Raw genomic sequence first — 13058 nt, forward strand, 5'->3', positions numbered from 1 at the left:
TGCCGATGTCGACGATCACTGCTGCCGCGCCGCCCGTGAATTCCCCCCGTCGTGTCCTGCTGGCCAGCCTGATCGGCACCACCATCGAATTCTTCGATTTCTATATCTACGCCACGGCCGCCGTGCTGGTGTTCCCGCACCTGTTCTTTCCGGACAGCAGTGAGCAGGCGGCCCTGCTGCAGTCACTGGCGACCTTCGCGGTGGCGTTCATCGCGCGTCCGGTCGGCTCGGCGGTGTTCGGCCATTTCGGCGACCGCATCGGTCGCAAGGCCACCCTCGTCGCCGCGCTGCTGACCATGGGCCTGTCCACGGTGCTGATCGGCCTGCTGCCGACCCATGCGCAGATCGGGCTGTGGGCGCCGGCGCTGCTGGCGCTGTGCCGTTTCGGCCAGGGCCTGGGGTTGGGCGGCGAGTGGGGTGGGGCGGTGCTGCTGGCCACCGAGAATGCGCCGCCGGGCAAGCGCGCCTGGTACGGCATGTTCCCGCAGCTGGGCGCACCGCTCGGCTTCCTGCTGTCGGCCGGCATCTTCCTCGTGCTCGGCCGCTGCCTGAGCCAGAACGACTTCCTGCAGTGGGGCTGGCGCATTCCGTTCGTGGCCAGCGCACTGCTGGTCGGCCTTGGCCTGTGGGTGCGCCTGAACATCCACGAGACGCCGGACTTCAAGAAGGCGCTGGAGCGCAAGGCGCCGGTGCGGTTGCCGATGTGGACGGTACTGCGTGACCACCCGGTACCGATGCTGCTCGGCACGCTGGGCGCCTTCGCCACCTTCGTGCTGTTCTACCTGATGACGGTGTTCAGCCTTGGTCATGGCACCGCGGTGCTGGGCTACAGCCGCGAGCAGTTCCTGCTGATGCAGATGGCCGGCATGCTGTTCTTCGCGCTGGGCATCCCGCTGTCGGCGCGCTATGGCGACCGTTGGGGCACGCGGCGCACGATGATTGTCGCCAGCGTACTGATCGTCGGCTTCGGCGTACTGTTCGCACCGTTGTTCCAGCCGCACAGCCCGTGGCTGGTCACCGCCTTCCTGTGCCTGGGCCTGTTCCTGATGGGGCTGACCTACGGCCCCTGCGGCACCTTCCTGGCCGAGATCTACCCGGTGGAAGTGCGCTACACCGGTGCTTCGCTGTCATTCAACCTGGCCGGCATCCTTGGTGCGGCACCGGCGCCGTACCTGGCCACCTGGCTGGCCGAGCGCTTCGGCCTGGTTGCGGTGGGTTATTACCTGTGCCTGACCGCGGTGGCCACCCTGTGCGCGCTGGTGGCACTGCACCGGCGCGCGCTGCGGCTCAACCAAAGAAGCGCTTGAGCGTGCGACCCAGCCAGCCGCCGCCCTGGTGTTCGCGGGCGAACTGGTTCAGGTGCGCCTTGACCTGTTCGGCATAGGCCTGGTCGTCGCCACGGATGTGGTTGAACAGCCAGCGCGAGAGCATGGTGCGCAGCTCGTCACTGATGTCTTCGCCGGCCTGGAAGCGCATGCGGTACTCCGAGACACGCTTGATGAAGACCTCATGCACGCGTTTGTGCGCGGCACAGAACGGGTAGCCCGCTTCCTCCATCAGCTCTTCCTCGAACGCGAAGTGCGACATGGTGTAGTCCACCACCTCGTCGATCACTTCACCCACTGCGGCACGCTGCATGCTGGCCTGGGCCACGTGCAGGTGGTTGAGCATTTCGATGATGCGGCGGTGTTGTTGGTCGATCACATCGATGCCGATGTTCAGATCGTCCTGCCAGACCAGTAGTGCCATCCCCGGCTCCCCTTCATGCGTATGTCGGGGCCGACTGTAGAGCCGCCCGGCGCGGGCGGCGTTGATCTGGATCAAAGCGTACCGGTCAGGGCAGCGCCGGCTCGCGTGGGCGCAGCGGGCTGGCGACCGTGGTGCAGCTGACCCGGTTGCGGCCACCGGCCTTGGCCAGGTACAGCTGGCGGTCGGCTTCGGAGATCAGCCGGTGCAGTGCATCGCGCTGCGGGCGCAGGCAGCACAGCCCGATGCTGACCGTCATGCGCAGCGTGGCGGTGCCGATGTCCACCTCCAGCGCGGCGATGCGCTGGCGCAGCTCCTCGAAGTACAGCAGCGCCTCGTCCTGCTCCATGTCCGGCACCAGCAGGCAGAATTCCTCGCCGCCGAAGCGCGCGATCAGGTCGTGGCTGCGTGCATGCGTGGCCACCGCGCCGGCCACCGCGCGCAGCGCATCGTCGCCGGCTTCGTGGCCATGGGTGTCATTGATGTGCTTGAAGTGGTCGATGTCGATCATCGCCACCGCCACGCACTGGCCGTGCAGCTGCAGCTGCGGCAGCTGGCGCTGGCTCTGCTCCAGGAAGCAGCGGCGGTTGGGCAGGCCGGTGAGGAAATCGCGGGTGGCCAGGTCCTGCAGGGTGCCGATCAGCTCCAGTTGGTCCACATTCTGCGAGACCCGGCAGAAGAATTCCTCGCGCGAGAACGGCTTGCGCAGGAAATCGTTGGCGCCGTTCTTCAGGAAGCGCGGAATCAACGATGCATCGGTATTGCCGGAGATGCCGATCACCGCCACCTTGTCGCGCGAGCGCAGGGTGCGCAGGCGGCGGGTGAACTCCACGCCCTGCATGCCCGGCATTTCCTGGTCGACCACGGCGAGGCGGATCGCCGGATACGCCTCGATCGCGGCCAGGCCTTCGTTGCCATCGGCCGCTTCGTGCACCTCATGGCCGTACATGCGCAGCAAGGCTGCGGCGTAACCGCGCGCGGACGGTGAGTCGTCCACCACCAGCGCGGCGATGCGCCGGTTGCGCTCCAGTCGCTGCACCAGCCACACCAGGTAATCGATGCTGCCGGGAGTGTTCTTCAGCACGTAGTCGATGATCTGCTGCTGCAGCACGCGCTTGCGCAGGTCCTCGTCGTAGACGCCGCTGACCACCACGGTGGGCAGGTCGCGCTTGAGGAAGAACTCGACCACCGCGTCGCGGTCGCCATCGGCCAGGACCAGCCCGGTCAGTACCAGGAACCAGCCGCCACCTTCGCTCAGCAGGCGGTCGGCCTCGGCCAGGGTGGAGGCGATCACCACCGGCAGTTCCAGGCGCTGCTCGATGGCCTCGCGCAGCATGCCGGTGAAGGCGCGGGAGTTTTCGACCAGCAGGATCCGCTGCGGCAGCGGATCGGCCAGGTCGCCATCGACGGCGGCCTGCGGCAGGACGGGCATGATGCGGTGGCTCACGAGGGAGGGGCTCGGCACGGATAACGGCGGTTTCGAGTGTAACTTTAGCGGCGAACGTTGCGCGCCGGGCCAGATTCCGCGTCAGGCCGCCGCTGGCGACGCGTGGGTGATCGGTTCATGCAGGACCAGCCGCAGCCGATTGCCGCGGCAGTGGACCGTTCCGCCGTAGGCAAGCATCCGTCCGGCCAGGCGCTCGACGGCCTGTTGGGTGGTACGCGTGGAAAGCGGGCGACCACGGTCGAGCAGGCTCACCACGGCAACAATGCCGCGACGCTTGCCTGCCCGACCGCTTCGGGCGCGCACGCAGACCTGCCCGGTTTCCAGTTCCAGCAGAAGTGAAACCGCCTCGATCAGCGAGCGATAGATGGCCAGTTGCAGATCCACGGTCAGCAGGCAGGGATTGCCCGCCAGCCTGGGTGGAATGACGCGATGCGTGTTGTTCCAGATTTCGCATGCACCGCCGGCTTGCAGCGCGATGTAGAGCCCGACCTGCTCCAGTCCGGTGGGATAGACCAGGCTGGCCTGTTCGCGAAACAGCCGTGAATGTACCGACGACGCGTGCTGCAGGCTGTTTGCGACCGCATGGTGGCCTTGGGACTTCAGCCAGCTGACCATCTCGCTGAGCGAATTGTCCATGCCCTCGCCCAGGTGCTTCAGGTGGACGGCCCGTTCACGCAGCTCACGCTCGCTGGTCTGAAGCGAGCCGCGTGCCAGGCGCAGCGTGGTTGCCTCGGCCAGGCCGCGGGACCGGGCGCGCTGATGGTGATAGCTGATGCTGGAACCGAGTGCCAGCAGTGCGACACTCATCACCGCCATGTTCTGTTGGGTGGCGAACGTGCCCAGGTCGAACGAGGAAGGCAGGCCAGTGCTGGGCGTTGCGCCGTGCAGGGGGAGGTTCAACAACGGAATCGCGATGGCTGCGCCGCGCCACCCGTGCATGAAGGTCAGGGCGATGGCGGGCAGGGCGGCCAGCAGCACCATGTGTGTCCGCGTCGTGTGGGCGTCGGCGCGTGTCAATTGCATGCACAGGCCCAGCACCAGCATCACCAGGATCGCCGAGGCGGTAGGGGCGACGAAACGGTCTGTCCAACCGGGGTCGGCCTGCCGCTGCGACCAGAGGAATGCCAACGGTACCAGGGTGATGATGGCGGCGAAGTGGCCAAAGATCGTCCGGTCGACCGCGTCCAGCAGGTTGCTGGGTGGTGGGTTCGACCATAGGACATATGAAATGCCCAGGTTGAGGCCCGGCACGAACAACGCTGTGCAGAACGACAGCGACAGCAGCCACAGACCGGTGGCTGCTTCGGACGGCATTCTCATCCGATGCAGGTAGACCACCAGCATCGCCATCGGCATCAGCAGCGTCGAAGCCAGGATGACCCAATCCAGGCCATAGGTGTCGATCATGGGGATGCGCAGCGTTGCAAAGTACGCGTACTCGCCCAGCAGCAGGTAGGGCCACAGGCGGGTCGGGACGATCAGCAGTGCCGCTGCGCGGATGCCCGCCGGCAGGAAGAACTGATCCAGCGAGAACTGACGCGAGCCGAGGCAGCTCAGTGCATAGACGGCCGCGAGTGCGATGCCGGCTGGCCGGATACGGAAGCTCAGTTCAACTGCCTTCTTGAATCGGTCCAAACCCGAGCCTCCCTTGCTCGTGACATGGCAGCGGCCGTGCGGGTTGCTTGAACGCGCCATGACGCGCCATTGGATGACAGTATCGATGGAAGCAGGGGGGCGCAATTGCACGCCGGCGCCAGATCCGACGGGGTGGATTCGGCGCCGACCAAAGATCACTTTCGCGCAATGATCTGCAGCTCCTTTCACCGGGATAGTCAGATCGCGGCCCGGGGGGCGCCAGCGTCCATGGAGCGTGTGCTTTCCCTCAAGGCTTCAGCAGCGCCTGCCTGGCGGGGAGCGTCCCGTGCTTCGGTCAACACCATCCTGAGCCTGTTGCCACTCAGGTCCATGTGGCCAGCGTGTGCGAGCACTCGGCCCAGCAGCTGCTCGTTTGCCAGCGCCTTTGCACGGCTTCCCAGTGATGCGTGGCGGTCCAGAAGAGCCACGCAGATGAAGGCACCACGCTTCCGGATGGAGCTTCCGCAGCGGATACTGACCGAGATCTGTCCACACTCGCACTTCAATAGAAGCGAGACCGCATCGACCACGAGTCGATAGGCAGCAAGCTGCAGGCCGACCCCGAGTGCGCAGGGGTCACCCTTCAACCTCGGCTGGCCGATGCGATGCGTAGCATTCCATGCCTCGCGCACTCCGCCAGCCTGCAACGCCACGTACAGGCCCAGCTGTTCCAGGGCGGCGGGATAGATCATGCTGGCCTGGGCCCGGAACAGGCGCGAATGCACCTCCGAGGTATGCCGCAGGCTGTCGGCCACGGCGTGATGACCCTGCGCATGCAGCCAGTTCACCATTTCGTTCAGCGACAGGTCCATGCCATCGCCCAGCTGGCGCAGATGGGCCGCGCGCTCACGCAGGTCCATCTCGCTGGCCAGGTGTGAATTCCGAGCAAGCTGCAGGGCCGCTCTGCCATCTTCCTCGCGCAGCCGGTGCTGGTTCTGGAAGTGGGTGATGCGCGCACCCAGCAACAGCAGGGCGATGCTGGCGATGGCCATGGCCTGCTGGGTAGCGAAGGTAGCCGGGTCGAATGCCGTCGGATGGTCGGCGGGGGTGCTGAGGCCAAGAATCATGTTAACGGCGGCGACACCGATGGCCGCACCGCGCCATCCCAGCAGGCAGGTCAGGGCGATCGCGGGAATAGGCAGGATCAACAGCAGCTGCAGCGAGCCGGGGGCCGTGATCGAGGCCGGTACCGGCGTCGCCTGCAGGCCAATGACCAGCATGGCGCCGAGTGCTGCGACCGTGGCCGCGACAGACCCGGTTGTCCATTTTTCCTCGGCGCGGCGGATCCACAGCAATGCCAGGGGTGCCAGGATCAGGATGCCGGTGAAGTCGCCCAGCGCATAGCGCAATACGTTGGTGATGAATGACGCGTTCTGCAACGGCTCCCAGAGCAGGTACGAGATTCCCAGGTTGAGCAGACTGATGACCGTCGCGGCGCATACCGCAATGGAGATCATGCCGACGATCGTGGTGCGTGCCAGCAGTTTCCGGTGCAGGCGCACGATCAGCATCACGGCAGGCATCAGGAACACCGAGGCCAGGATTACCCAGGTCAGGTTGTATTTGCTGATCAGGGGGATGCGCAGATGCGCGAAGTAGGCGTATTCACCCATCAGCAGGTAGGGCCAAAGACGGGGCGGGCACAGCAACAGCGCGGCCACCCGCACGCCGGCAGGCAGGAAGAACTGGTCCAGTGACAGCTTGCGCGCACCCCAGCAGGCGAGGGCATAGAGCAGCGCCAGCGCCAGCCCTTCGGGGCTGACCCGTATCCTCACCAGCAGGCCGTCCTTCCACCACTGCATCCACGTGCTCCCCAGCTCCTGCGCCGATTATGTGGCTGGGAAGGGCCCCGCTACCACAACGCATCCCGCAGCTTGTACCACGACATCGCCGCCACCAGCAGGGGCGTGCGCAGCAGCCGGCCGCCGGGGAAGGGCGCATGCCGCAGGCGCTGGAACACGTCCAGACGCTCGCTCTGGCCGGCGATGGCGGCGGCGATCACCTCGCCGGCCAGTCCGGCGGCGGCCACCCCATGGCCGGAGAATCCCTGCGCGAAGTACAGGTTGCCGTCCAGCCGGCCCCAGTGCGGGGCGCGGTTGCGGGTGATGTCCACGTAGCCACCCCAGACCTGGTCCAGCACCACGTCGGCCAGCTGCGGGAAGACGTCGTGCATGCGTCGCTGCATCACCCCGCGCAGGCCGGGCGGGGGCAGTGCCGAGTAGCTGGCGCGGCCGCCGAACAGCAGGCGGTGGTCGTGGCTGAGGCGGAAGTAGTCCAGTGCCCAGGCGGTGTCGGCCACGGCCATGTTGTTGCCGATCAGGGCGCGGGCACGTTCTGCGCCCAGTGGCTCACTGGCACCGATATAGGTGCCCACCGGCATGATCCGCCGTTCCAGCTCGGGCAGCAGGCCCTGCAGCCAGGCATTGCCGGCCACCACCAGATGCGTGGCGCACACGCTGCCCTGGGCAGTGTGCAGGCTCGGCCGTGGCCCGCGCTGGATGCGCACGACGGGCGAATCCTCGTGGATGACCACACCTGCCGCGCGCGCTGCATCGGCCAGACCGCGTGCATACGCCAGCGGGTGCAGGTGTGCGCTGAGCGGGTCGAACATCGCGGCGCGGTAGCGCGGGCTGTCCAGCTGCGCGCGCAGAGCGTCACGGCCCCACCACTGCATGGGGTAGTCGTAGTGGCGTTGCAGGTGCTCGCAGTTGGCGTGCAGGTCACGCTCGTGGCGTTCACGGATGGCCACGCTGGCGTGGCCTTCAACCCAATGGCAGTCGATGCGGTGGCGATCGATGCGCGTGCGCATCGCCTGCACCGCGTCGCGCGACCAGTCGAACAGGTGGCGTGCATCATCACGACCCAGCTGACGCTCCAGTTCGTCCACCTCGCAGCCGTAGCCGACCAGCGCCTGGCCACCATTGCGGCCGGACGCGCCCCAACCGATCCGCTGCGCCTCCAGCACCACCACGCGCTGGCCACGTGAGGCCAGTTCCAGGGCCGCGGTCAGGCCGGTGTAGCCCGCACCAAGCACGGCGACATCGGCCTGAACCTCGCCCCGCAGCTGGGGCAGCGCGGGTGGTTCGGGCAGGCTGGCGGCATACCAGCTGGGCGGGAACGCGGCACTCACCGCAGGCCTCGCGGGCGCAGTGCGGTGGAGGAGAGCGGGGGAGGACGATCAGCATTCACCCGAGTAGTTTCGCCGATGCGTGACAGCCATGGTGTGACGGCGACGACTTGCCGCCTTCGCCGGACGGCGGGTAACGTGTCGGCACGCCAAGGAGTTTTCCCATGCGCCGCCTGCCCTGGGTGGGCCTGCCCACCGACAGCACCGTGCTCGGCCATCACCGTTTCGCGGTAGCCGGCGAGAAGTACGTGCGCGCGCTGGCCGAGGCCGCCGAGGTGACCCCGGTACTGTTGCCGAGCGTGCAGCCGCCGCTGCCGGCCGGCGACTGGCTGCAGGGGCTCGATGGCCTGCTGTTGACCGGTGCGGTCAGCAACATCGAACCGCAGCATTACGACGGCGGTCGCAGCTGGCCGGGCAATCCGCATGACCCGGCCCGTGACGCCAACGCGTTCGCGCTGCTGCACGAGGCGCTGGCGCTGGACCTGCCGGTGCTGGCGATCTGCCGCGGCCTGCAGGAGCTGAACGTTGCGCTGGGTGGCACGTTGCATCCGCAGGTGCACGCGGCGCCCGGTCTTTCGGATCATCGTGAAGACCCGAAGGCGCCGGTTGATGTGCAGTACGGGCCGGCCCATGCGGTCGCCCTGGCGGCGGATGGCTGGCTGGCGCAGTGGCAAGGCGGTGACCGCGCACAGGTCAATTCGGTTCACGGGCAGGGCATCGACCGACTGGCACACGGGCTGCAGGTCGAGGCCAGGGCCGATGATGGACTGGTCGAGGCAGCGCGCAGCCCACGCCATCGTTTCGTGCTCGGCGTACAGTGGCACCCGGAGTGGCGTGTCATGGACTCGCCGTTCTATCACGCTATTTTCCGTGCGTTCGGCCAAGCTTGCCGGCAGCACCAACAGAACCGACTGGATTCCCGATGAGTTCCCGAACGCGCCCGCGCAAGACGGCTACGCCCCCCGCACCGCAGGAAAGCAGCCTGCTGCGCTGGCTGAAGGAGCGGCGCATCACCGAGGTCGAATGCCTGGTCCCGGACATCACCGGCAACGCGCGCGGCAAGATCATTCCCGCCGACAAGTTCTCGCATGATTACGGTACGCGGCTGCCCGAAGGTATTTTCGCCACCACCGTCACCGGCGAGTTCCCTGATGACTACTACGAGCTGACCTCGCCGTCGGACTCGGACATGATGCTGCGTCCCGATCCGGACACGGTGCGCATGGTGCCGTGGGCGGCCGACGCCACCGCGCAGGTCATCCACGACTGTTACACCAAGAACGGTGAGCCGCACGAGCTGGCGCCACGCAACGTGCTGCGCCGCGTGCTGGCGGCCTACGCCGAGCTGGGCCTGCGGCCGGTGGTGGCGCCGGAGCTTGAGTTCTTCCTGGTGCAGAAGAACACCGACCCGGACTTCCCGCTGCTGCCACCGGCCGGCCGCTCCGGGCGCCCGGAAACCGCGCGGCAGTCGTACTCGATCGATGCGGTCAACGAATTCGACCCGATCCTCGACCTGATGTACGACTACGCCGATGCGATGAAGCTGGATGTGGACACGCTGATCCACGAATCCGGTGCGGCGCAGCTGGAGGTCAACTTCACCCATGCCGATGCGATGGACCTGGCCGACCAGGTGTTCCTGTTCAAGCGCACCATGCGCGAGGCGGCGATGCGCCACGGCGTGTATGCCACCTTCCTGGCCAAGCCGATGGAGAACGAGCCGGGCAGTGCCATGCACATCCACCAGAGCCTGGTGCGGGTGAGCGACGGCAGCAATGTGTTCGCTGGCGATACCGATACCGAAGGCGAGTTCAGCCCGGTGTTCGGCCACTATCTGGGCGGCCTGCAGAAGTACGCGCCGCAGGCGATGGCGTTCTTCGCGCCGAACGTGAATTCCTACCGCCGGCTGGTGTTCGGCGAAGTCTCGCCGAGCAACGTGCACTGGGGCTTCGACAACCGCACCTGTGGCCTGCGCGTGCCGCTGGACACGCCGGAAAACATGCGCGTGGAGAGCCGCTTCGCCGGTTCCGACGCCAACCCCTACCTGGCGATGGCGGCGACTCTGGCCTGCGGCCTGCTGGGCATCCGCGAGCGGTTGGCACCGGATGCGCCGGTGACCGGCAGCGCCAAGGAACTGGGCTACAACCTGCCGCGCTCGCTGGGCGAAGCGCTGGATGGGCTGGAGCAGTGCAGCGAACTGCAGGCCCTGCTGGGCGAGCGCTTCTGCCGGGCCTACATCTCGGTGAAGCGCAAGGAATACGAGACCTTTTTCCGTGTCATCAGCTCGTGGGAGCGCGAGTTCCTGCTGCTGAACGTCTGAGCATCCGGAATAGAAAAATCCGCCGCCGGGGGGTAGGCTGGCACCCGTCGCCGGCCCCGCCGGCCCCCCTCCCCGCATTCTGGAGCACCCGATGAAGCTGCGTATCCTCACGCTCGGCCTGGCCTCCGCCATGCTCGCCGCCTGTGGCGGTGGCAATGGCGGCGCGCAGGACAGCCAGGTCCTGAACGTCTACAACTACAGCGATTACATCGCCGAGGACACCATCCCGACCTTCGAGAAGGAGAGCGGCATCAAGGTGACCTACGATGTGTTCGACAGCGATGAGATGGTCGAGACCAAGCTGCTGGCCGGCAACAGCGGCTACGACGTGGTGGTGCCGACCCTGAACTTCTTCGGTCGCCAGATCCAGGCCGGTGTGTTCCTGCCGCTGGACAAGAGCAAGATCCCGAACCTGGCCAATCTCGATCCGGCGGTGATGAAGCGCATCGCCACCCAGGACCCGGGCAACCAGTACGGCGTGCCGTACATGATCGGCACCACCGGCATCGGCTACAACGTGGAGATGCTGAAGCAGCGTTTCGGTGGCAGCACCGACATCGCCAACAGCTGGGACCTGGTGTTCAAGCCGGAGAACATCAGCAAGATGAAGGACTGCGGCGTGACCATCCTGGACACGCCGGCCGACATGATCCCGATCGCGCTGCATTACCTGGGCCTGGACCCGCACAGCGGTGACCCGGCCGAGCTGCAGAAGGCGGCCGACCTGCTGAAGTCGATCCGACCGTACGTGCAGAATTTCCACTCCTCGCAGTACGTGGGTTCGCTGGCCAATGGCGGCACCTGCCTGGTGGTCGGCTGGTCGGGTGACATCATCCAGGCCCGCGACCGCGCCGAGGAAGCCAGCAATGGCGTGCACGTGGCCTATTCGATCCCGAAGGAAGGCGCCCCGCAGTGGTTCGACATGCTGGCGATCCCGAAGGACGCCAAGCATCCGGAGGCCGCTTACGCCTTCATCAATTACCTGCTGCAGCCGAAGGTTGCCGCGGCCAACACCAACTTCATCCACTACGCCAACCCGGTGCCGACTGCGACCCCGCTGGTGGATGAGGCGATCCGTACCGACCCGACCATCTACCCGCCGGCCGACGTGGCCGCGAAGATGTTCACGTACTCGATCAACACGCCGGAGACCGACAAGCTCTACACCCGGCTGTGGACCGAGGTGAAGACCGGCCGTTGAGCCGGCCTGGTGCCGCCGGGCGATGCCCGGCGGCTGCCTTACCCAGGGTCGATGCCGGTACTCCCGCATCGGCCCAGGTGCCGCAGGATGGCAGGCAGCAGGTCGCGCGCATCGCGACCACCGTTGCACAGGAACGATGAACTCATCCGCTGCAGGTTGTGCATGCCGATGAAGAACAGCCCCGGTTGCGGTGAAACACCGAAGTCGCCGAGCGGGTAGCCATGTGCATCCAGCGCGCCCGGTACGTCGAGCCAGGGCCATTCGGCGACGAAGCCGGTGGCCAGCACCACCGAGCGGATGCCTTCCGCCTGCAGATCCAGTTCACGCGGGGCGGCGTCCGGCTCCCAGTGCAGATAGACCTCCTCCGGAATGTAGCGGGCATCGTCGGTGCGTGGCTCGGGACGCGTGGCGTAGTACGCGCTGGCCAGCGAATCGAGATAGGCGTACTCGGCCTGCGTGGCCTCGATCGCGGTACGCAGCTGCGGGCGCACATCGGCGAAGCGGGCGACGTTTCCATCGAAGCCCTGCAACCGGCCCAGCAGCCTGATGCCCACGCGGTGCATCGCCAGCAGGCTGATCGAGCTGCCCAGGCCGGCACGCCCCTTGCCGGAAATCAGCGGGAATTCGGCGGTGCGGGCCTTGCGCAGGGCATCCGGTTCTCCGGCCAGGACGGCGGCCGCTTCACTCACGTGCTGGTGGATGCGCCCAGCCATGTCCCACCAGGTCATCGAGTCCTTGCCGCGCAGCCGGCGGGTATGCGAATGCCGCTGGGCCAGTGACCAGTACACGCTGCGACCGCTGTCGCGCAGGTCCTGGGCGATCTGCGCGCCGGACTGGCCGCCGCCGATGACCAGCACGGCGCCGTCGGGCAGTTGGCCGGCATTGCGGTAGTCGCCCGAGTGCAGCACGGTCAGGCCTGGCGCGGGCGCGAACCGGACCCGGGGCATCCGTGCGCGGCGGTATTCACCGGTGGCGACCACCACTGCGCGGGCATGGATCAGCCCCTGGCTGCTGTGGATGGCGTAGCCGCCGGGCCCAGGCCCAACCCGATGCACCCCGCATCCCTCGTTGATCGGCAGGGAACGCTCGTGGGCATAGTCGCGGAGGTGCCGGATCACCTCCGGGGCGCCCATGAAGCCATCCGGGTCATCGCCGGCATAGGCATGACCATGCAGGGCCATCGTCGCGTTGGCGGTGTTGGTCTGGAACGACTCCCAGCGCCGCTGCCAGCTGGCGCCCACGGTTTCGGCCTCCAGCACGCGATGCTCGACGCCGGTCTCCTGCAGGAGCGCGCTGAGCGACAACCCGGCCTGGCCGGCACCGATGATGACCAGCGGCAGCCTTGCAGGCAGGGAGCCCGGCAGGCGGGGCGGGAGAGGGGAGGGGCTGTCCGGGGAAATCACCAGAGTGGGTCCATGCAAGGCCTTGATCAGGGCCATTGCGCGGGGAATGCCCCGGGCCTTCAACAGATCCGGTTCTGAAAAACGTTGCAGATCGAGGCGTCGCCTGTGGTGTCTGGCCGGGACGGCCGCAGGGTCGTCCAGGGGAGCCCGGGCCTTTGCGCGGGCAGGCCACCATGGCG

The 13058-nt window shown here is 67.0% G+C and carries 10 protein-coding genes; 4 read left to right on the top strand and 6 right to left on the bottom strand.

The features are described from left to right. The first annotated feature begins 14 nt into the window (after window positions 1-14). Window positions 15-1307, top strand: a complete 1293-nt coding sequence (locus tag AC5P99_RS06835) for an MFS transporter (protein WP_174842179.1) — start codon at window positions 15-17, stop codon at window positions 1305-1307. Here AC5P99_RS06835 and AC5P99_RS06840 read toward each other — a convergent pair. The 5 genes from AC5P99_RS06840 to AC5P99_RS06860 all read right to left on the bottom strand — a co-directional run bounded on the left by AC5P99_RS06840 (window position 1288) and on the right by AC5P99_RS06860 (window position 7958). Next, window positions 1288-1749 carry a bacteriohemerythrin gene (locus tag AC5P99_RS06840; protein ID WP_004151683.1) on the bottom strand — a complete coding sequence of 154 codons (462 nt, stop codon included), beginning with the start codon at window positions 1747-1749 and terminating at the stop codon, window positions 1288-1290. The two genes, AC5P99_RS06835 and AC5P99_RS06840, sit on opposite strands and share 20 nt — an antisense overlap. Before the next feature lie 85 nt (window positions 1750-1834). Continuing rightward, window positions 1835-3178 (bottom strand): diguanylate cyclase, encoded by a 1344-nt coding sequence (locus AC5P99_RS06845; protein WP_088436324.1) that lies wholly within the window; start codon window positions 3176-3178, stop codon window positions 1835-1837. Window positions 3179-3274: 96 nt separating this feature from the next. Next, window positions 3275-4828 carry an MASE1 domain-containing protein gene (locus AC5P99_RS06850; protein ID WP_495213030.1) on the bottom strand — a complete coding sequence of 518 codons (1554 nt, stop codon included), beginning with the start codon at window positions 4826-4828 and terminating at the stop codon, window positions 3275-3277. 197 nt (window positions 4829-5025) lie between these two features. Further along, window positions 5026-6630 (bottom strand): MASE1 domain-containing protein, encoded by a 1605-nt coding sequence (locus tag AC5P99_RS06855; protein WP_495213005.1) that lies wholly within the window; start codon window positions 6628-6630, stop codon window positions 5026-5028. A 50-nt stretch (window positions 6631-6680) separates the two neighbouring features. Next, complete coding sequence (locus AC5P99_RS06860; protein ID WP_187757063.1) at window positions 6681-7958, bottom strand: NAD(P)/FAD-dependent oxidoreductase; 1278 nt, start codon at window positions 7956-7958, stop codon at window positions 6681-6683. A gap of 161 nt (window positions 7959-8119) precedes the next feature. On the opposite strand from AC5P99_RS06860, the gene AC5P99_RS06865 reads away from it, so the two are divergent. The 3 genes from AC5P99_RS06865 to AC5P99_RS06875 all read left to right on the top strand — a co-directional run bounded on the left by AC5P99_RS06865 (window position 8120) and on the right by AC5P99_RS06875 (window position 11476). Next, window positions 8120-8881 carry a gamma-glutamyl-gamma-aminobutyrate hydrolase family protein gene (locus AC5P99_RS06865; RefSeq protein ID WP_033834726.1) on the top strand — a complete coding sequence of 254 codons (762 nt, stop codon included), beginning with the start codon at window positions 8120-8122 and terminating at the stop codon, window positions 8879-8881. Beyond that, complete coding sequence (locus tag AC5P99_RS06870; RefSeq protein WP_049402723.1) at window positions 8878-10275, top strand: glutamine synthetase family protein; 1398 nt, start codon at window positions 8878-8880, stop codon at window positions 10273-10275. Before AC5P99_RS06865 ends, AC5P99_RS06870 begins: the two co-directional genes overlap by 4 nt. Before the next feature lie 91 nt (window positions 10276-10366). After that, window positions 10367-11476: a polyamine ABC transporter substrate-binding protein gene (locus tag AC5P99_RS06875; RefSeq protein ID WP_005408819.1), complete on the top strand. Its 1110-nt coding sequence runs from the start codon at window positions 10367-10369 to the stop codon at window positions 11474-11476. Window positions 11477-11514: 38 nt separating this feature from the next. Here AC5P99_RS06875 and AC5P99_RS06880 read toward each other — a convergent pair whose 3' ends face one another. Further along, window positions 11515-12915, bottom strand: coding sequence for a flavin-containing monooxygenase (locus AC5P99_RS06880; RefSeq protein WP_149500896.1), 1401 nt, complete (start codon window positions 12913-12915; stop codon window positions 11515-11517). Between the last annotated feature and the right edge of the window lie 143 nt (window positions 12916-13058).

This window comes from Stenotrophomonas sp. YJH_SMC_80 (genome assembly GCF_059372495.1).